This is a genomic window from Kocuria nitroreducens, from assembly GCF_042879195.1.
GTDB lineage: Bacteria > Actinomycetota > Actinomycetes > Actinomycetales > Micrococcaceae > Kocuria > Kocuria nitroreducens.
In genome coordinates this window covers 1-17,605 of record NZ_JBHZTC010000012.1, presented here as the reverse complement: position 1 = coordinate 17,605, position 17,605 = coordinate 1, and the positions used below count along the sequence as shown (strand labels likewise).

17 protein-coding genes are annotated in these 17,605 nt (G+C 72.3%); 12 read left to right on the top strand and 5 right to left on the bottom strand.

Annotated elements, in window-relative coordinates:
* The first annotated feature begins 19 nt into the window (after positions 1-19).
* The 11 genes from malQ (at position 20) to ACFYE1_RS09625 (ending at position 10,724) form a co-directional block, all read left to right on the top strand.
* The gene (malQ, locus tag ACFYE1_RS09675) at positions 20-2,230 is read left to right on the top strand and encodes a 4-alpha-glucanotransferase (RefSeq protein WP_387742232.1); all 2,211 of its coding nucleotides are present in this window, start codon (positions 20-22) and stop codon (positions 2,228-2,230) included.
* Between the two features lie 58 nt (positions 2,231-2,288).
* Positions 2,289-3,164: an SGNH/GDSL hydrolase family protein gene (locus ACFYE1_RS09670; protein ID WP_387742230.1), complete on the top strand. Its 876-nt coding sequence runs from the start codon at positions 2,289-2,291 to the stop codon at positions 3,162-3,164.
* Positions 3,161-3,289: a hypothetical protein gene (locus tag ACFYE1_RS09665; RefSeq protein WP_387742228.1), complete on the top strand. Its 129-nt coding sequence runs from the start codon at positions 3,161-3,163 to the stop codon at positions 3,287-3,289. The genes ACFYE1_RS09670 and ACFYE1_RS09665 overlap by 4 nt, the downstream gene beginning before the upstream one ends.
* Positions 3,290-3,737: 448 nt before the next feature.
* Positions 3,738-3,974 (top strand): 50S ribosomal protein L28, encoded by a 237-nt coding sequence (gene rpmB / locus ACFYE1_RS09660; protein ID WP_387742226.1) that lies wholly within the window; start codon positions 3,738-3,740, stop codon positions 3,972-3,974.
* A gap of 1 nt (position 3,975) precedes the next feature.
* Positions 3,976-4,143, top strand: coding sequence for a 50S ribosomal protein L33 (gene rpmG / locus ACFYE1_RS09655; protein WP_017832642.1), 168 nt, complete (start codon positions 3,976-3,978; stop codon positions 4,141-4,143).
* Between the two features lie 4 nt (positions 4,144-4,147).
* Entirely contained in the window at positions 4,148-4,453 is a 306-nt protein-coding gene (gene rpsN, locus ACFYE1_RS09650) for a 30S ribosomal protein S14 (RefSeq protein ID WP_387742224.1), read from the top strand.
* A gap of 73 nt (positions 4,454-4,526) precedes the next feature.
* Complete coding sequence (locus tag ACFYE1_RS09645; protein ID WP_031282576.1) at positions 4,527-4,811, top strand: HU family DNA-binding protein; 285 nt, start codon at positions 4,527-4,529, stop codon at positions 4,809-4,811.
* 229 nt (positions 4,812-5,040) lie between these two features.
* Complete coding sequence (locus tag ACFYE1_RS09640; RefSeq protein WP_387742222.1) at positions 5,041-5,721, top strand: hypothetical protein; 681 nt, start codon at positions 5,041-5,043, stop codon at positions 5,719-5,721.
* Positions 5,722-5,850: 129 nt separating this feature from the next.
* Entirely contained in the window at positions 5,851-6,411 is a 561-nt protein-coding gene (locus ACFYE1_RS09635) for a copper resistance CopC family protein (protein WP_387742220.1), read from the top strand.
* A gap of 203 nt (positions 6,412-6,614) precedes the next feature.
* Complete coding sequence (locus ACFYE1_RS09630; RefSeq protein WP_387742218.1) at positions 6,615-8,771, top strand: cytochrome c oxidase assembly protein; 2,157 nt, start codon at positions 6,615-6,617, stop codon at positions 8,769-8,771.
* Between the two features lie 60 nt (positions 8,772-8,831).
* Positions 8,832-10,724, top strand: a complete 1,893-nt coding sequence (locus ACFYE1_RS09625) for an NHL domain-containing thioredoxin family protein (RefSeq protein ID WP_387742216.1) — start codon at positions 8,832-8,834, stop codon at positions 10,722-10,724.
* A gap of 59 nt (positions 10,725-10,783) precedes the next feature.
* Here ACFYE1_RS09625 and ACFYE1_RS09620 read toward each other — a convergent pair whose 3' ends face one another.
* Complete coding sequence (locus ACFYE1_RS09620) at positions 10,784-11,767, bottom strand: hypothetical protein (RefSeq protein WP_387742214.1); 984 nt, start codon at positions 11,765-11,767, stop codon at positions 10,784-10,786.
* Positions 11,768-11,939: 172 nt separating this feature from the next.
* Between ACFYE1_RS09620 and ACFYE1_RS09615 the strand changes: the two genes are divergently transcribed.
* Positions 11,940-12,590, top strand: coding sequence for a hypothetical protein (locus ACFYE1_RS09615; protein WP_387742212.1), 651 nt, complete (start codon positions 11,940-11,942; stop codon positions 12,588-12,590).
* 232 nt (positions 12,591-12,822) lie between these two features.
* Here the strand turns inward: ACFYE1_RS09615 and ACFYE1_RS09610 are convergent, their stop codons facing one another.
* From ACFYE1_RS09610 to ACFYE1_RS09595, 4 genes are read right to left on the bottom strand one after another with little or no spacing between them, the layout of a single operon-like run.
* Positions 12,823-14,082, bottom strand: a complete 1,260-nt coding sequence (locus tag ACFYE1_RS09610) for an ABC transporter ATP-binding protein (protein ID WP_387742210.1) — start codon at positions 14,080-14,082, stop codon at positions 12,823-12,825.
* 51 nt (positions 14,083-14,133) lie between these two features.
* A complete protein-coding gene (locus tag ACFYE1_RS09605; RefSeq protein ID WP_387742208.1) occupies positions 14,134-14,967 on the bottom strand; it encodes a carbohydrate ABC transporter permease in 834 nt (277 codons plus the stop codon).
* A gap of 6 nt (positions 14,968-14,973) precedes the next feature.
* The gene (locus ACFYE1_RS09600) at positions 14,974-15,966 is read right to left on the bottom strand and encodes a carbohydrate ABC transporter permease (RefSeq protein ID WP_387742206.1); all 993 of its coding nucleotides are present in this window, start codon (positions 15,964-15,966) and stop codon (positions 14,974-14,976) included.
* On the bottom strand, positions 15,963-17,285 hold the full coding sequence (locus ACFYE1_RS09595) for an extracellular solute-binding protein (RefSeq protein ID WP_387742204.1): 1,323 nt from the start codon (positions 17,283-17,285) through the stop codon (positions 15,963-15,965). Before ACFYE1_RS09595 ends, ACFYE1_RS09600 begins: the two co-directional genes overlap by 4 nt.
* Positions 17,286-17,605 lie beyond the last annotated feature (320 nt).

The window sequence follows — 17,605 nt, the reverse complement described above, 5'->3', positions numbered from 1 at the left end:
TGATGGTTAGAGTGGGGCCATGGCCGACACCACCACCACCGACGGCGCCCTGCGCCGGCTCGCCGAGGCCTACCGGGTCTCCACGACCTACTCCGGGTTCGACGGACAGGAGCGGGAGGTCCCGGAGCCGACGCTGCGCGCCGTGCTCGACGCGCTGGGCGCGGACGCCGGCGACGACGCCGCGATCGAGGCGTGCCTCGCCCAGCGGGAGCTGGCGCCGTGGCGGCGGGTCCTGCCGTCCGTGGTCGTTGCCGTCGCGGGGGAGCGCACCCGCTTCGCGGTGCACGTCCCGCACGGCTCCGCGGTCCGCGTGACCCTCGTGGCGGAGGACGGCGCACGGGCCACCGCCCCCCAGGTCGACAACTGGCGCTCCCCGCGCGACGTGGACGGCGCCCTCACCGGCCAGGCCACCTTCGAGGTGCCGGAGAGCCTCGCCGTGGGCTGGTACGAGGTCCGCGCCGAGTGCCCCGAGATCGACGGCGGACGCGCGGTCACGACCCCGCTGGCCGTGACCCCGCGGCACCTGTCCAGCACCGACCGGCTGCACGGCCGGCACCGCTGGGGATACATGGCGCAGATCTACTCGGTGACCTCCGGGCGGTCGTGGGGCGTGGGCGACGCCTCGGACCTCGCGAGCCTCGCCGCGATCTCGGGGGAGCAGGGGGCGGACTACCTGCTGGTCAACCCGCTGCACGCCGCCGAGCCCGCCCCGCCGGTGGAGCCCTCGCCGTACCTGCCGACCAGCCGCCGCTTCTTCAACCCTCTCTACCTGCGCATCGCCGAGGTCCCCGAGTACGCCTACCTGCGCCCGGCCGACCTCGAGGTGGTCAACACCCTGGCCGCGATCCAGCGCAAGGACAACCTCGACACCAGCACCATCGACCGGGACAAGGCGTATGCGGCCAAGCTCAAGAGCCTCGAGCTGCTGTTCACCGTCCGCCGCTCCCCGCACCGCCAGCAGCAGCTGCGCCGGTTCGTGGCCGAGGGCGGGCAGGGCCTGCAGGACTTCGGCCTGTGGTGCGCGCTGCGTGAGGAGCTCGGCGAGGACGCCCCCAAGTGGGACGACGTCGCGGCGAGCCCCGACTCCCCGTACGCGGTGGAGGCGCGCACCCGGCTGGTCCACCGGATCGACTTCCACGTGTGGATGCAGTGGCTGCTGGACGAGCAGCTCGAGGCCGCCCAGCGCGCGGCGCACCTGGCCGGGATGGACATCGGCGTGATCCACGACCTCGCCGTGGGCGTGCACAAGCAGGGCGCCGACGCGTGGACGCTCCAGGACGTGCTGGCCCTGGGCGTCAGCGTGGGCGCGCCCGCGGACATGTACAACCAGAAGGGCCAGAACTGGTCCCAGCCCCCGTGGCACCCCGAGCGCCTGGCCGAGGCGGGCTACCTGCCCTGGCGGGACATGCTGCGCACGATCTTCCGGCACGCCGGCGGCATCCGGGTGGACCACGTCCTCGGCCTGTTCCGGCTGTGGTGGATCCCGGACGGCCAGGAGGCCTCGGAGGGCGCCTACGTCTACTACGACCACGAGGCGATGGTCGGCATCCTGGCGCTCGAGGCGGAGCTCGCCGGGGCGGTCGTGGTCGGGGAGGATCTGGGCACCCTCGAGCCGTGGGTGCGGGAGTACCTCGCGGAGCGCGGCGTGCTGGGGACGTCGATCCTGTGGTTCGAGGTGGACGGCGACGAGCCCCTCCCGCCGGCGCAGTACCGGGAGCTGAGCATGGCCTCGGTGAGCACCCACGACTTCCCGCCCACCGCGGGCTTCCTGGAGGGCGTGCAGGTGGACGTGCGCCAGGAGCTCGGCCTGCTGGCCCGGCCCGTGGAGGAGGAGCGGGCCGAGGCCCGCCGGCAGCTCGACACGTTCTTCGCGGCCGTGGCCGCGGACGGGCTCCTCCCCGACGGGGACGCCACGGACGAACAGGGCCTGGTCGAGGCGCTGCACCGCTATCTCGCGCAGTCCCCGGCGCTGCTGTTCAACGTCTCTCTCGTGGACGCCGTCGGCGAGCGCCGGATGCAGAACCAGCCGGGCACGGGGGACGAGTACCCCAACTGGCGCGTGCCCCTCGCCGACCACGCGGGCTATCCGGTGCTGATCGAGCAGCTGCCGGACAACGCCCGGGCGAACTCCCTGGTGCGCGCGGTCAACGAGTCGCTCGGCAACCGGTCCCGCTTCCGGTCCGTGGGGGAGCCCGGGCAGCCCCAGCACACCGACCGCACGGCGCCCTGACCGGACGCGGTCGCCCCGCCCGCAGCACCCCCCCTGCCCTGACCGGAGAGGACACCGCATGACGGGACCGACCCCGCCCCGCCCGGCCGCTGTGCCGCTCGCCCCGCCCGTCCGCTACGTGGCCCTCGGCGACTCCATGACGGAGGGCGTGGGCGACCCCGACCCCGCCCGCCCCAACGGGGTGCGCGGCTGGGCCGACCTCGTGGCCGAGCAGCTGACCGCAGTCCACCCGGACACCCGCTACGCGAACCTCGCGGTCCGGGGCCGGCTGCTCCGCGGGATCGTCGAGGGGCAGCTGGAGGCGTGCCTGGCCCTGGAGCCGACCCTGGTGAGCCTCTACGCCGGCGGCAACGACATGCTGCGCCCCCGGGCCGACGTGGACGCCCTCATGAAGGTCTACGAGCAGGCGGTCGCCCGGCTGCGGGGCTCCGGCGCCCAGGTGGTGCTGTTCACGGCCTTCGACCCCGGCCGGGACTCCCCCACGTCCTGGACCCGCCCCCGGCAGGCGCTCTACAACGAGCACGTCCGGGAGATCGCCGACCGCCACGGGTGCCTCGCCCTCGACTACTGGCGGATGCGCACCCTGCAGGACTGGCGCTACTGGGCGGTGGACCGGCTGCACATGTCGACCGCCGGGCACACGCACGTGGCCGCCCGGGTGCTGGAGCTGCTGGGCGTGGAGCACGCCCTGGAGCTGCCGCCCACCGACCGGCTGCCGGTCACGGCGAGCCCGGGGGTGCTGAAGCGGGATCTCCACTGGGCCCGCGAGTACCTGCTGCCCTGGATCGGTCGGCGGCTGCGCGGGACCTCCTCCGGGGACACGGTCGCCGCCCGCCACCCCGAGTACACGACCCTGCCGCCGCGCCCGGTGCTCCCCGCCGGTCCCGAGACCCGCCACGAGGCGGCGGCCCCCGCCCCGAAGGTGCACGCGTGAGCTCGCTGCGCACGGTGGGCCTCAGCCTCGCCCACGGTGCGGAGCACGTCCTGCGGGACGTCACCGTGGAGATCCCCGAGGGGCAGGTGACCGTGGTCGTGGGCGCCAACGCCTCCGCATCGTGACGGACCCTGTCCCGCGCACCCCGCTCATCGTTCCGATCGGGCGCCACCACCCGTGCACGGCGACCGACTGCCGGTACCCGACCGGCCACGGACCCGGCTCCAGGCCCGCCCCGGTGCGGCTGATCGGGGAGTCCCCCGGTTTGCGGGGGTCCGGGGAGCCGGTAGACTGACCCGAAGCTGGTCACACCTGACGTCAGGTTGCGGGGAAGTCCGTCCGGGCCTAGACTTCAAGGCTGTCGTGTGGTGGAGTCCACCTTCCGGCACCTTGATCTTCACCGTCTTCATCGTGGCGAGGCCTTCGCCGGTTCCGGCCGCGGGCCTTACGAGAGGGCCCGGTTGGCGAACGGTGGCAATTCTGAAGGTGGCGGGACGCCCGTTGCCGCAGCTGAGTGATCATCTGCGGCACCCACTGCGTGCCGTCATTTCGTCAACATTGGAGGAGAACACTATGGCAGCGCACTGCCAGGTGACCGGAGCTCAGCCGGGCTTTGGGCACAGCATTTCGCACTCGCACCGCCGCACCAAGCGCCGGTTCGACCCGAACATCCAGAAGAAGCGGTACTGGGTGCCGTCGTTGCGCCGCAACGTCACGCTCAACCTCAGCGCCAAGGGCATCAAGGTCATCGACGCCCGTGGCATCGACGCCGTCGTGACCGACATGATCGCACGTGGGGAGAAGATCTAGCATGGCCAAGGACAAGGACGTTCGTCCCATCATCAAGCTGAAGTCCACCGCCGGCACCGGTTTCACCTACGTGACCCGCAAGAACCGCCGCAACGACCCGGACCGCATGGTGCTCAAGAAGTACGACCCGGTCGTCCGCAAGCACGTCGATTTCCGCGAGGAGCGCTGAATCCATGGCCAAGAAGTCCAAGATCGCCAAGAACGAGCAGCGCAAGGTCATCGTCGAGCGCTACGCCGCGAAGCGTGCCGAGCTCAAGAAGACCCTCGTCGACGAGAACGCCACCGACGAGGCCCGCGAGGAGGCCCGGCTGGGTCTGCAGAAGCTGCCCCGCGACGCCTCCCCGGTCCGGCTGCGCAACCGGGACCAGATCGACGGCCGCCCCCGCGGCACCCTCCAGAAGTTCGGCATCTCCCGCGTCCGGTTCCGCGACATGGCTCACCGCGGCGAACTGCCCGGCATCTCCAAGTCCAGCTGGTAATTTCTGACGCAGGAGCGCGATCGGTCCCCCGTGCCGCGCTTCCCCACGACCCCAAGTCCAGGAGGACATGAACATGGCTAAGAACCGCAGTGAACTCGTCGCAGAGGTCGCCGAGAAGGCCGGCACCACCAACGCCGCCGTCAACGGCGTCCTGGACGCGATGTTCCAGGTCTTCGAGGAATCCGTCTCCGCCGGCGAGAAGATCACCATCCCGGGCTGGCTGGCTGTCGAGCGCACCGACCGTGCCGCCCGCACCGGTCGCAACCCCCAGACCGGTGAGACCATCGAGATCCCGGCCGGCCACGGCGTCAAGCTGACCGCTGGTTCCAAGCTCAAGGCGGCCGTGTCCAAGAAGTAAGGACACCCGCGGGTCCGCTCCGGACCCCGTCCCACGGCTTCGTCCGAAGGGGCGGCCCCGCCCAGGGGCCGCCCCTTCTGCGCGCCCGGGTCCCGCACCGGAGGCACCGCTCCCGGGCGTGACCGGCAGCGCCCGCCGGGAGCCGCAGTCGGTCCGGCGCCGGGAGCGGCACGCATAACATAATGGGACCACCGAGCCGAGCGGCCGGGGACGAGACGGGAGGTGCGGCGTGAGCCCACGCGCACGGCGCCTCGCCCGCGGCTGGGCCGGAGCGTCCATCGCCACCTCCGCCGCCGTGGTCTCCCACGCCGCTGTGGGCGGGCAGGCCCCGCCCGCAGTGCTCGTCCTCCTGTCCCTGGCCGTGTCTGGGCCGCTGTGCGTGGCGCTGGCCGGCCGGGTGCTCTCCCGGTCGTCCCTGCTGCTGGGCGTGCTGCTCAGCCAGTCCGTCCTGCACGTTCTGTTCGCGGCCTCAGGTGGTGCCGGGACGGTGGCCCACGCCACCCACTCCTCCCTGCACCAGGTCGGGCAGCTCGGTGCGGCCGGCAGCTCGTCCGGGGCCGGTCCCGCCCTCGTGCTGGAGGTCCAGTCCCACGCCGTGCACGGCGGGACCGCCATGCTCGTCTCCCACGTGCTGGCCGGGCTGGCCGCCTACGTGCTCATGCGCCACGGCGATGTCGCGGCCGTGGTCCTGCTGGGGGCGCTCCGGTTGCGCGTGCACCGCCGACGGCAGGTCCTGCCGGTTCCCGTGGTCGTCGGCCGGCCGCGCCCCGTGCGGGCCGGGCGCCCGCACGCACTGACCGACCAGACGCTGCTGCGTCCCGCGCGCTCCTATCGAGGCCCTCCGCGCACCCGCCGTCGACCCCTGCTGCCGGCCCTCCTTCCCGGACCCGCCACGCTGCCCGCCCGCTGAGCCGGCCGGTCGCGGGGCGCCGTCCTGGCCCGGCGACCCCGGCAGCAGGTCCGACGGCCCGTGCACGCCGCCCGGCCGTCCCGGCCCGGCGGTCCGGTTCATCGCCGCCCCGGCCCACGAGGAGACCTCATGCCCACGCCCACCCTCCGACGCACCGCCGCGCTGCTGACAGCGGGCGCTCTCACGATCCTGCCCCTGCTGCCCGCCTCCGCGCACGACGAGCTCACCGCCGTCTCGCCCGAACCCGACTCCGTCCTGACCACCGCGCCGGAAGAGATCGAGCTCACCTTCTCCGGGGAGGTCATGGACATCGGCCACCAGATCCTGGTCACCGACTCCGAGGGGCGCTCCGTGACGGACGGCCCGCTCGAGCCCGAGGGGAACCGGATCGTCCAGCCCCTGACCGGGGCCGGGACCGACGACGAGACCTACCGCGTCGTCTGGCGCGTCGTCTCCAGCGACGGGCACCCCATCGAGGGGACCTTCACCTACGACGTCGGCTCCGGCCTCGAGCCCACGGCGGACCCGAGCGCCGCGGTGGAGGACTCCGCCGATCGCGCCCAGGGCGTCGCGGACCGCGCCTCGTCCGGGAACGTCCCGCTCTGGCTCGTCGCCGTCGCCGGCGGGGCCGTGGCCCTCGCCGTGCTCGGACTGGTGAGCCTCGTCTCGAGCCGGCGCCGCAAGGGCTGAACCGCCCGGGGACCGTCCCGGCGCCGCACCGTCCGACCCGCCGGCCGCCAGGGCTGGGCCGGGGGAGGGTCCGTGGGGACAAGCTCCTCGGGCACCGGGGCCCGCGTGTGGGATCCGGCACACGTGCACGGGCCGGTGTGCGCGGAGGGGGACAATGGAGACGGGCCGCCCCGTCGTCGGGGGGCGGATGAAGGAGACAGACCATGAGTTCGAGGACGGCCGAGCGCGCCGACCACGGCACCGCCGCCCGGCCGGACGGCCGGGGGATCGACCCCTGGTGGCTCGCGTCCGTGCCCGTCGTGGCCCTCACAGCTCTCGTCCTGGCGATGCTGTGGACCGGGTCCGGCGCGGCCCGGCTCGCTGCCGACCCCGGGGCACTGGTCCGCTGGGGGCTGCCCGCCGCCGAGCTCGTGCACAACGGCGCGCTGGTGGTCGTCATGGGCGCCCTGCTGTTCGCGGTGGGCGTCGTCCCGACCGCCCGCGACGGGCGCCGCCGGGAGGCCCGGGACCGCGCCTCCGCCCCCGAGCACCCGTTGTTCAGCAGCACCATGCGCCTCGCCGAGGCCGCGGCCGTGGTCTGGACCGTGGCCGCGGTGGCCGTGCTCGTCCTGTCCTACTCCGACGTCGCGGGTGTGCCCGTGGGCGGGGACGGGACCTACACCCAGCAGCTGCTGCACTACACCACGGACATCCCCACGGGGCAGGCCCAGGCGGCGATCGTCGTGGTGGCCGCCGTCGTGACCACCCTGGTCTTCGGGATCCGGGCCCTGCTCGGGCTGCTCCTGACCCTGGCCCTGTCCTGCGCGGCCCTCGTCGCCATGGCCCTCAACGGGCACTCCGCCGGCGGCAACGACCACATGGGTGCCGTCAACTCCCTGGGCCTGCACCTGCTGGGCGCGGGGCTCTGGACGGGGGGTCTCGTGGTGCTCGCCTGGCTCTCCCCGCGGCTGAGCGCCCCGGACGCCGGCACCGGCACGCTGCCCGAGGGCGCCTCCCGGGGCCGTCCGTCGGCCGGCTCGCGGCGTCGCGTGCCCATCGCGGCGGTGGTCCTGCGCCGCTTCTCCGCGGTCGCCCTCGGCGCCTTCCTCCTCGTCCTGTTCTCCGGGACGGTCAACGCGGGCGTGCGCGTCGGCTCCTGGGAGCAGCTGTTCAGCGGCTACGGGTGGCTCGTGCTGGTCAAGACCGTCCTGACGCTGGGCCTGGGCCTCGCGGGCCTCGCCCACCGCCGGTGGCTGGTCCCCGCGCTTGAGACCGGCCGGCTCACGGCCCGCCGCGCCGTGTGGCAGCTCGTGCTGGGGGAGCTGCTGGTGATGGGCGCCGTCATGGGCGTCGCGGTGGCTTTGTCCCGGACGGCCCCGCCGGTGCCCGAGGAGCTCGCCCCGGACGCCTCCCCGGCGCAGATCCTCACCTGGTACGAGCTGCCGCCCGAGCCCACCTCGGCCTCGTGGCTCACCACGTGGCGCGTCGATTGGCTGTGGCTCGCGGTGTGCGTGTTCCTCGCGGTCGTCTACCTCTGGGCGTTCGCGCGCGTGCGCCGGCGCCGGGACTCCTGGTCCGTGCTGCGCACCCTCTCGTGGCTCGCCGGGCTCGGGGTGCTGTTCTACATCACCTCGGGCGGGTTCGCCGTCTACGGCCGGGTCCTGTTCTCGGCGCACATGGTCGAGCACATGGCGCTGACCATGGTCGTGCCGATCTTCCTGGTCCTGGGCGCGCCGGTCACCCTGCTGCTCAAGGCCCTGGAGTCCCGCCCGGACGGCACCCGAGGACCCCGCGAGTGGATCCTGCGGCTCGTGCACTCCGGCTTCGGCAAGGTCGTGACCCACCCGATCTTCGCGGCCGTGAACTTCGCCGGGTCGATCGTGGTCTTCTACTTCACGCCGCTGTTCCACTTCACGCTGCACTACCACGTGGGCCACGTGTTCATGGTCGTGCACTTCTTGATCACCGGGTACCTGTTCATGCTCGTGCTGATCGGCGTGGACCCCATCCCGTACCGCCCCGGCCACATGATGCGGCTCGTCCTGCTGCTGGCCACGATGGTCTACCACGCCTTCGTGGGGGTCGCGCTCATGGGCTCCGACACCCTGCTGCAGGCCTCTTGGTTCGGCAACACCGGCCGGGACTGGGGACGCACCGCGATCGAGGACCAGCAGCTCGGTGGGGCCCTCATGTGGGGGATCGGCGAGTTCCCCACCGTCGTCGTCGCCGTCGTCGTCGCGATCATGTGGGCGATCGAGGGCACGAAGGAGAACCGCCGTGCGGACCGCAAAGCCGACCGCACGGACGACGCCGAGCTCAAGGCCTACAACGACATGATGGCCGGGCTCGCGGACCGCGACGACCACGCCGCCCGACGCTGAGCCCGAGCCGCCCGTCCCGCCTCCCGCCCCGTCCTGCTCCGCCCCGAAAGGATCCCACCCATGCGCCTCACCTCCCGCGTCCGCGCCTCCGAGCTCCGGGGCCGCGCCTGGCTCAACACCGGCGGGAAGGAGCTCGACCTCGCCGCGCTGCGCGGCAAGGTGGTGGTCCTGGACTTCTGGTCCTTCTGCTGCATCAACTGCCTGCACGTGCTCGACGAGCTGCGCCCCCTCGAGGAGCGCTTCTCCGACGTCCTCGTCACGGTGGGCGTGCACTCCCCGAAGTTCGAGCACGAGGCCGACCCGGACGCGCTCGCTGCCGCCGTGGACCGCTACGAGGTCCACCACCCCGTGCTCGACGACCCCGGGCTGACCACCTGGGACGCCTACACGGCCCGTGCGTGGCCCACGCTCGTGGTCGTCGACCCGGAGGGCTACATCGTGGCGCACCTCTCGGGAGAGGGCCACGTCCAGGGCCTCGTCTCCCTCGTGGAGGAGCTCGTGGCCGAGCACGAGGCCCGGGGCACCCTGCACCGCGGCGACGGGCCGTACGTGCCCCGGCCCGCGCCCGAGGGGGACCTCCGGTTCCCGGGCAAGGTCCTGCCGCTGCCCGACGGCTCGTTCCTCGTCTCCGACACGGGTCACCACCGCCTCGTCCAGCTCGACAACGACCTCGAGACCGTCCGGCGGGTGATCGGCGCGGGGAAGGGCCACGAGGACGGCGACCCGGAGCGCGCGCGCTTCACCGAGCCCCAGGGACTCACCCTGCTTCCCGAGGAGGTGCGCGCGGCGGCCGGCTACGACGTGGTCGTGGCCGACTCCGTCAACCACCGGCTCCGCGGCGTGGACCTCGCCACCGGGCAGGTGCGCACGGTGGCCGGCAACGGGGTGCAGCGGCTGCTCGACGAGGAGCGCGCCCGCGGGGCGGAGCCGAACCACATCGACCCCGGTGCCGACCCGCTGGACGTGGCACTGTCCTCCCCGTGGGACGTCGTGTGGTCCGCGCGGGCCGACCGGCTCGTGGTGGCCATGGCGGGCACCCACCAGCTGTTCTCGTTCGACCCGCGGACCGGCCGGCTCGCCGTGCTGGCGGGCACGGGGGACGAGGGGCTCAAGGACGGGTCCGCCGCCGCGGCATGGTTCGCGCAGTCCTCGGGACTCGCGGAGGACCACGAGGGCAACGTGTGGGTCGCCGACTCGGAGACCTCCGCCCTGCGCGTGCTCCGGTTCGACGACGACGGGGCCGTCGCGGTCGAGACCGCCGTGGGCGAGGGACTGTTCGACTTCGGCTTCCGCGACGGCGCCGCCGGTGAGGCCCGTCTGCAGCACTGCCTCGGCGTGGCCCAGCTGCCCGACGGGTCGGTGGCCGTGGCGGACACCTACAACGGCGCCGTGCGCCACTTCGACCCCCGGACCCGGCAGGTCGCCACTCTGGCCCGCGGCCTGGCCGAGCCCTCCGACGTGCTGCTGGACGTGTCGGGGGAGGAACCGCTGCTCGTCGTCGTCGAGGCCAACGCCCACCGCCTGGTGCGCGTGCCGATCCCAGCCGCCGCCCAGCGCGTCGACGAGGGGGCGTCGCGGACCCGGCGAGCGCGCACGAAGCTCGCTCCGGGCGCGCTCGCGATCGAGGTGCGCTTCGCGGCGCCGACCGGTCAGAAGCTCGACGAGCGGTGGGGCGACCCGACGCAGCTGAAGATCTCGTCCTCCCCCGAGGAGGCGCTGGCCGAGGGCGCCGGCACGGCCCAGGGCCTGCGCCGGCAGCTCGTGCTGGCGGACGGCGTCACCGAGGGCGTCCTGCACCTCACCGCGCGTGCTGCGGCGTGCGACGGCGAGCCGGGCGGGGAGATCCCCGATCACGCGGCGTGCCACCTCTACCAGCAGGACTGGGGCATTCCCTTCGTGCTGGACGCCGAGGGGGAGACCGAGCTGGTCCTGGACCTGCGCGGCGTCAACTGAGCCCGGTCGGCGGAACCCGGTCGGCGGAGCGCGACCGGGCGGTGCCGCGTGCGGCGGGCTCAGCCGCGCGGAGCGACCCGCACCGTCGATCCGTCGATGGTGAGGTCCGCGGCGACCTCGAACGGCACGCTGCGCTCGAGCCGTTCGACGTCCCCGGTGAAGAGGTCGAGGGAGTCGAAGGCGATCCGCGCGGTGCCCCAGGCCGGCTCCAGGGCCCAGCCCCTGCCGCCCTGGGAGCCCACGACGATCTCCGGGTCCGGATAGGACTCGATCGTCCACTCCACGTCCCCGGCGACCCGCCCGTCGAACTCGAAGGAGAACGGGCAGCCGGACGGGAAGAGGCTGCTCTGCTCCGCGCAGCCGTCCAGGTGCTCCTTCAGCTGCCGGTCCACCTCCTGCTCCAGGGTCTCGGTCGGCCGGGCCTCCAGGACGATCTCCGCCTGCTGGCCCGGGTCGGTCAGCACCGTGCGCACCGGATCGGCCGCCACCAGCTCGGACGTGTAGGAGGCCGTGTACACGCCCGGGAAGAACGCGGAGAACTCCGCGGAGGACTCCGGGAGGGCCACGGACATGCCGTTCACGTCCACCGAGGTCGCCCCCGGCAGGCTGACCGTCACCGTGGGGAGCGGGGTCTCGTCGAACGCCCACACCGTGAAGAAGCCCCACTGGGTGTCCACGGAGTGCAGTGCGAACTCGGAGCTGTGCCGCTCGTCGTCGAGGGTGTAGTCCGCGCGCACCACGGCCCGCTCGCCGTCGACCGAGACGGTGGAGACCTCGAGGTCCTCGAGGGTCTCGGCCGAGGCCTCCAGCGGGTCGCCGTCGAGCATGGCCGCGTTGGCGTCCGGGACGCGGGCGTTGAGCAGCCCCAGCGCCCTGCCCCCGTGCCCGTCCCGCAGGTCCTCGAAGTACGCCCGCACGTCCGTCTCCGGGCCGTACATGTACTTGTTGACCAGCGCGATGGTGACGGCGGCGGCCGCCACCCCGAGCAGCACGAGGAACAGCCAGGCCCCGAGGGCCTTCAGCACGCGGACGTTGGACTCCATCCGATCACGCTAACCGATCGGCTCCTCACCTGCGCGTGCACCGGGCCGGGGGAGCCCGCCCGGACGGCACGGTCCGTCCCGGACGGGTACGCTACGTGCCGCACCCCTTCCCGTGTCCGATCCCGTCCGAGTTCCCGTCCGCGTCCCCGTTCCCGTCTGGAGCTGACTCCCCATGGCCGACTCCGTCCGTCAGGTCCCTGAGAAGTACGGGACCGTCCGCGCCGTGCTGCGTCCCCGGCTGGGCTCATACGGCCGGCGCCTGCTCTCGTGCCTGGGCCCGCTGCTGGTGGGCGTGGTGCTCGTCCTCTTCCTCTGGACGCGGCGGCCGGCCCCCGGCGTCGCAGTGGTGGTGCTCGCGATCGTGCTCCTCGCCGCCGCCGCGTGCTGGCTCCGGCTCCGTCCCGTGCTGGTCGTCCGCACGGACAGCCACGTCCTGCGCTCCCGCACCGTGGGCTTCGCCGCGACGCCGCTCGCGGAGGTGGAGCACGTCGTCACGGTCGGCGCCCTGCACCGGTCGTCCGGCGCTCCGCGACCGGCCGCCCGCTCCCACCTGTGGGCCGCGGGCCGCTCGGGCCGTCGTGTCCTGGGACTCGACGGCGCGGTGTGGGACGCCCGCGCACTCGAGGACGTCGCCGCGGCGCTGGGCGCACCCCGGACCCACCTCGAGCGGGCGACGGCGCGGGAGGCCGCGGCCCGCTGGCCCCGGCTCGTGCCCTGGGGCCTCCGGCACCCTCGGCTGCGCTCCGCCGCGTCCTCCTCGGGCCTGCTCGCCGTCCTCGCCCTCGTGGCGTGGTTCTCGCTCGGCCTGCCGGGCACCGGCTGAATCCCCGGGCGCCGGCTGGTCCTCCGGGTACCGGTTGAACCCCCGGGCGCCGGCCGAGGTCCCGGCCCGGCGCCCGGACCCGCCGCCGGCACAGTGGTCGTGGCTTCGGCGCCGGAGCCCCCGCTCCGGCGCACCGGTCCGTGCTCCGGCACCGGAGCTCCGCACGCGCGGGAGCCCGCCGCCCCGGGAGAGGGCGGCGAGCTCCTCGAGCGCCGGGCGGAGCGCTGGGTGCTCAGCCGGCGGCGGCCAGCTCCTGGCGCGCCCGCTCGATCTCGGCCTTGCGCTCATCGACGGCCTCGCGGGTCAGCTCGGCACCGGCCTCCTCGTCGCGGGTCAGGTTCGCCCCGGTCTCGGGATCGAAGACGTGCATCCGGCGGGTGTCGACCCAGATCCGGCCCTTCGTCCCCCCGCGGATCCGGGAGGTGGCGTCCAGGGAGACGACGATCTGCGGGTGCATCTCGTCCCCGTCCAGCTCCTGCGCCAGCTCGTCGAGCTTCGCCTTCACCGAGTCGTCCTGCCGGTAGTTGATGTAGCCGTACTGCTCGTTGCCCATCCACTCCGTGTGGGTGAACTCCGTGTCGAAGACGGTGCCGCGGGAGGCGACCGCCTCGTCCACGAACTTGGCATCGTTGAAGTGCTCGGGACGCAGGCCGAGGAGCACGATCGATCCGTCCGTGGGCAGCTTTCCGGCGGCCTTCTCGGGGACCGGGATGTCGCCCAGCGGGGTGTCGAACAAGTTGCCCTTCACGTGCGCCGGGAGGAAGTTCATCGACGGGGAGCCGATGAACCCCGCCACGAACAGGTTGGCCGGCTGCTCGTAGAGCTCCCGGGGCGAGGCGATCTGCTGCAGGATGCCCTTCTTGAGCACCGCCACGCGGTCGCCGAGGGTCATGGCCTCGGTCTGGTCGTGGGTCACGTAGACGGAGGTGATGCCCATCCGGCGCTGGAGCTGGGCGATCTCCGTGCGCATCTGGCCGCGCAGCTTCGCATCCAGGTTGGACAGGGGCTCGTCGAACAGGAACGCGTCGGCGTCCCGCACGATCGCCCGGCCCATGGCCACGCGCTGACGCTGACCGCCGGAGAGGTTGGCCGGCTTGCGCTCGAGGTGGTCGTCGAGATCCAGGGTCGACGACGCCGTGCGCACCTTACGGTCGATCTCCTCGTCGGAGAACTTGCCCTTGGACAGCCGCAGCGGGAACGCGATGTTCTCATACACGGTCAGGTGCGGGTAGAGCGCGTAGTTCTGGAACACCATGGACAGGTTGCGCTCCCGGGGCTCCTTCTCGTTGACCCGCTGCCCGTCGATCAGGAGGTCCCCGGAGGTGATGTCCTCGAGACCCACGATCATGCGCAGCAGCGTGGACTTGCCGCAGCCGGAGGGGCCCACGAGGATGAGGAACTCGCCGTCGGCGATGTCGATCGACACGTCGTTGACGGCAGGGAAGCCGTCACCGTACTTCTTGACGAGGTGGTTGAGGGTGATGGATGCCATCTGGTTCTCAGTCCTTCGGTCGGTTCGGGAAGATGCGGGGGCGGGGCGGGCTCAGCCCTTGACCGCGCCCTGGGTGAGGCCGGAGACGATCTGGCGCTGGAAGAGCAGCACCAGCAGCACCACCGGGATGGTGACGATGATGGCCGCCGCGGAGATCGCGCCCGCCGGATCCTCGAACTGCGAGGCGCCGGTGAAGAACGCCAGCGCTGCCGGGACGGGCCGCGCCGCCTCGGTGGAGGTGAGGCCGATGCCGTAGACGAAGTCGTTCCACGCGATGAAGAACGCGATGATCGCCGTGGTGAACACCCCCGGCAGGGCCAGCGGCACGATCACCTTGGTGAACGCCTGCCAGGTGGTGGCGCCGTCGACCTGGGCCGCCCGCTCGAGGTCCCACGGGATCTGCTGGAAGAACGCCGTCAGCGTCCAGATCGAGATCGGCAGGGTCAGCGAGAGGTAGGGGATGATCAGGCCGGGCCACGTGTCGTACAGCCCGATCTGGCGCCACAGGTTGAACAGCGGAGTCACGATCGAGACGACGGGGAACATGGACACCGCCAGGGCGACCGTGAGGATCATCTTCTTGCCGGGGAAGTCCAGGCGGGCGATCGCGTAGGCGCACAGCGTGGCCAGGACCACGGCGATGGCCGTGGCGATCAGGCAGATGCCGATCGAGTTCCGCAGCGAGGGCAGGAACAGGTCGCGGGCCGAGCCCACGAAGAGCGACGAGTAGTTCTCGCCGACCCAGTCGGTGGGCAGGAACTTCCCGGAGGTCAGGTCCGACGGCGCCTTGAAGGACGTCATGAGGATCGAGAGGACGGGGAACAGGGCGTAGATCAGGACCAGGACCGAGACGACGGCCCAGCCGACCTTGTGCTTGGTGGACATGGGCGGTTACCTTCCCTTCCCGGCGCCGGCGAGGTCGACCTTGAACACCTTGATGGCGAGGAAGGCGATCAGCAGCACGCAGACGAACAGGATCACGGAGATTGCCGAGCCGAGCCCGATCTCCAATCGGCCGATGGACGTGCGGTAGGCCAGCAGGGACAGCGTCTCCGTGCCGTACTGGCCCTGGGTCATGATGAAGATGTTGTCGAAGATGCGGAAGGCGTCCAGGGCGCGAAACACGACCGCCACCATGATCGCCGCCTTCATGTTGGGCAGGATCACCCGGGACATCCGCTGCCACCAGGTGGCGCCGTCCACCCGGGCGGCCTCGGTGTACTCGCTCGGCACCTGGGCCAGGCCGGAGAGCAGCAGCAGCGAGATGAACGGCGTGGTCTTCCAGATCTCGGAGGCCATGATCACGAACAGGGCCGACCAGGTGTTGGAGAACCAGTTGAAGTCCGGGCCGATGCCCGGGACCCAGGAGAACCAGTTGTTGATGTAGCCGGTCGTGATGTCGAACGCGTAGAACCAGGCGAAGGCCGAGACCACGGTGATGATGCCGTAGGGCACCAGGATCGCGGTGCGCAACAGGCCCCGGGTGTTGCGGATCGCGTTGTTCATCACGAGGGCCAGCGCGAAGCCCAGGACGAGCTCGACGACCACGGTGACGACCGTGATGAGCACGGTCACGCCCAGGTCACGCCAGAACACGATGTCGGAGAGGACCGTGGCGTAGTTGCCGAAGACGACGAACTCCTTGTTCCCCGGGTCGGTGAGCCGGAAGGAGAACAACGAGTCCCACAGCGCCTGCAGGATCGGGTACATGGTGACCAGCAGCATCACGATGAACGCCGGCCCGGCGAGCATCCAGCCGAGCTTGCGCTCCGAGCGGGCGCGGTCGGACATCACCGGCTTGGAGCTGCGGCGCCCGGTCACGGGCGCGGGTGCGGCCTCTCGGGGGCCCGTGCCGGGAGCGTTGGGGTTGACGACGGTGCTCATAGCAGCTGGTCTCCCTTCAGGACGGCCTCGATGAACTCTGAGGTCTCACGGGGCGTGTTCTCGGTGACGGAGGCCGGCGGGGTCCATTCCTGCTGGATGGCCGTGGAGACCTCGTTGTAGTAGGGGGTCTGCGGGCGGGGCGCCGCCTGGTCGAGGGACTCCCGGATCGTCTCGTACATCGGGAAGGCCTCCCGGACCTCCGGGTCCTCGTAGGCGGCCTCGGACGCCGCCGGGTTGCCGTTGCTCACGAAGTAGTACGCCTGGTTCTCCGGCTGGACGATGCACTCCACCGCCTCCCACGCCAGTTCCTGGTGCTCGGACGTGGCGCCCACGCCCAGGTTGATCCCGCCCAGCGGGGGAGCGGAGGGCTGGTCGGCGTCCACGCGCGGCCAGAGGGCCCAGCCGATGTCGTCGAACATGGACTGCTCGACCGTCCCGCCCTCCACGGCCGCGGCGGTGGCCGCGTAGATGAAGGGCCAGTTGACCATGAAGGATCCGTCGTCGGACTGGAACTGGGCCATCGTCGAGCCCTCGTCCGAGGTGGGCAGCCCGGGCCCGCCGAGCCCGTCCCGGCCGATGGTGCCGACGATCTCCGCGGCCTTGGCCGCGGCGTCCGAGTCCATGCCGATGACCACCTCGTCGGCCGGGGCCTCGGGGTTCTCGATGATGTCGCCGCCGGCGGACTTGATCAGGCCGTTGACCCACACGGTCATCGACTCGGCCGACGTGCCCTGCACCCCCAGGTACTTGTCCTGCTCGCGGGCGGCGTCCATGATCTGCTTCCAGGTCACCGGCTGGTCCATGTTCAGGCCGGCAGCCTCCGCCACGGACTCCCGGTACCAGAGCAGCTGCGTGTTGGCCCAGAACGGCACCGAGACCAGCTCGTCCTTCCACTTCGCGCCCTCGAGCGGCCCGGCCAGGACGTCCTGGGTCGTGGCCTCCTCGACGTCACCCGGCACGGGAGTCAGGAAACCCGGCTCGGCCAGTTCGGGGATGAAGGGCGGGTCCAGGCTCATGATGTCCATCGACCTGTCCCCGGCGGCGAGCCGCCGGGCGAGCTGCTCGCGCTGCGACGCGGCGTCGCGCGGGAGCAGCGCGGTCTCGATGTTGTACCGGCCGCCGGACTCCTCGGAGCACTGCTGGGCGAGCTCCGCCTGGCCGCCGGCATCGGGGTTGATGTACCAGGTCAGGGTGGGGGTGCCGCCGGCATCGGCGTCACCGCATCCCGTCAGGAGCAGGGCGCCCACGGCGCCGAGCGCTGCGGCGGCGCTGAGCCGCCGCCTGCCCGGTGCTCTATGGGGGTGTGAGGTGGTGGTCAACGGTCGTTCCTCCCCTTCGGCGATGTGGCGGTCCGCGAGGGGCGTCGAGGGGATCCTGTGGGACCCGGTCGGCGGGACGGTCGGCGACAGGTGCTGCCCGTCGACCACCCCTGCACGGAGCCTTCAGTCTATGAGTGGTCTACCTCACAGACCAGTAACCTGAGGGTTTGCCCCGGCGCGCCTCGGTGCGTCTGTCCGCGCCCGCCCGTCCGGCGGGGCCGGGACCGGTCCCGGCGCCGGAAGAATCACGAGAGCAGCAGGGCCACGACCGCCATGGTCAGCATCGCGATCACCGTGGTCAGCAGCACGGTGTCGCGGCA

Bases quoted from the DNA above. Each gene is read 5' to 3' on its own strand.
- malQ (WP_387742232.1), top strand. From the start codon at position 20: ATGGCCGACACCACCACCACCGACGGCGCCCTGCGCCGGCTCGCCGAG.
- ACFYE1_RS09670 (WP_387742230.1), top strand. From the start codon at position 2,289: ATGACGGGACCGACCCCGCCCCGCCCGGCCGCTGTGCCGCTCGCCCCG.
- rpmB (WP_387742226.1), top strand. From the start codon at position 3,738: ATGGCAGCGCACTGCCAGGTGACCGGAGCTCAGCCGGGCTTTGGGCAC.
- rpmG (WP_017832642.1), top strand. From the start codon at position 3,976: ATGGCCAAGGACAAGGACGTTCGTCCCATCATCAAGCTGAAGTCCACC.
- rpsN (WP_387742224.1), top strand. From the start codon at position 4,148: ATGGCCAAGAAGTCCAAGATCGCCAAGAACGAGCAGCGCAAGGTCATC.
- ACFYE1_RS09645 (WP_031282576.1), top strand. From the start codon at position 4,527: ATGGCTAAGAACCGCAGTGAACTCGTCGCAGAGGTCGCCGAGAAGGCC.
- ACFYE1_RS09635 (WP_387742220.1), top strand. From the start codon at position 5,851: ATGCCCACGCCCACCCTCCGACGCACCGCCGCGCTGCTGACAGCGGGC.
- ACFYE1_RS09630 (WP_387742218.1), top strand. From the start codon at position 6,615: ATGAGTTCGAGGACGGCCGAGCGCGCCGACCACGGCACCGCCGCCCGG.
- ACFYE1_RS09625 (WP_387742216.1), top strand. From the start codon at position 8,832: ATGCGCCTCACCTCCCGCGTCCGCGCCTCCGAGCTCCGGGGCCGCGCC.
- ACFYE1_RS09620 (WP_387742214.1), bottom strand. From the start codon at position 11,767: ATGGAGTCCAACGTCCGCGTGCTGAAGGCCCTCGGGGCCTGGCTGTTC.
- ACFYE1_RS09615 (WP_387742212.1), top strand. From the start codon at position 11,940: ATGGCCGACTCCGTCCGTCAGGTCCCTGAGAAGTACGGGACCGTCCGC.
- ACFYE1_RS09610 (WP_387742210.1), bottom strand. From the start codon at position 14,082: ATGGCATCCATCACCCTCAACCACCTCGTCAAGAAGTACGGTGACGGC.
- ACFYE1_RS09605 (WP_387742208.1), bottom strand. From the start codon at position 14,967: ATGTCCACCAAGCACAAGGTCGGCTGGGCCGTCGTCTCGGTCCTGGTC.
- ACFYE1_RS09600 (WP_387742206.1), bottom strand. From the start codon at position 15,966: ATGAGCACCGTCGTCAACCCCAACGCTCCCGGCACGGGCCCCCGAGAG.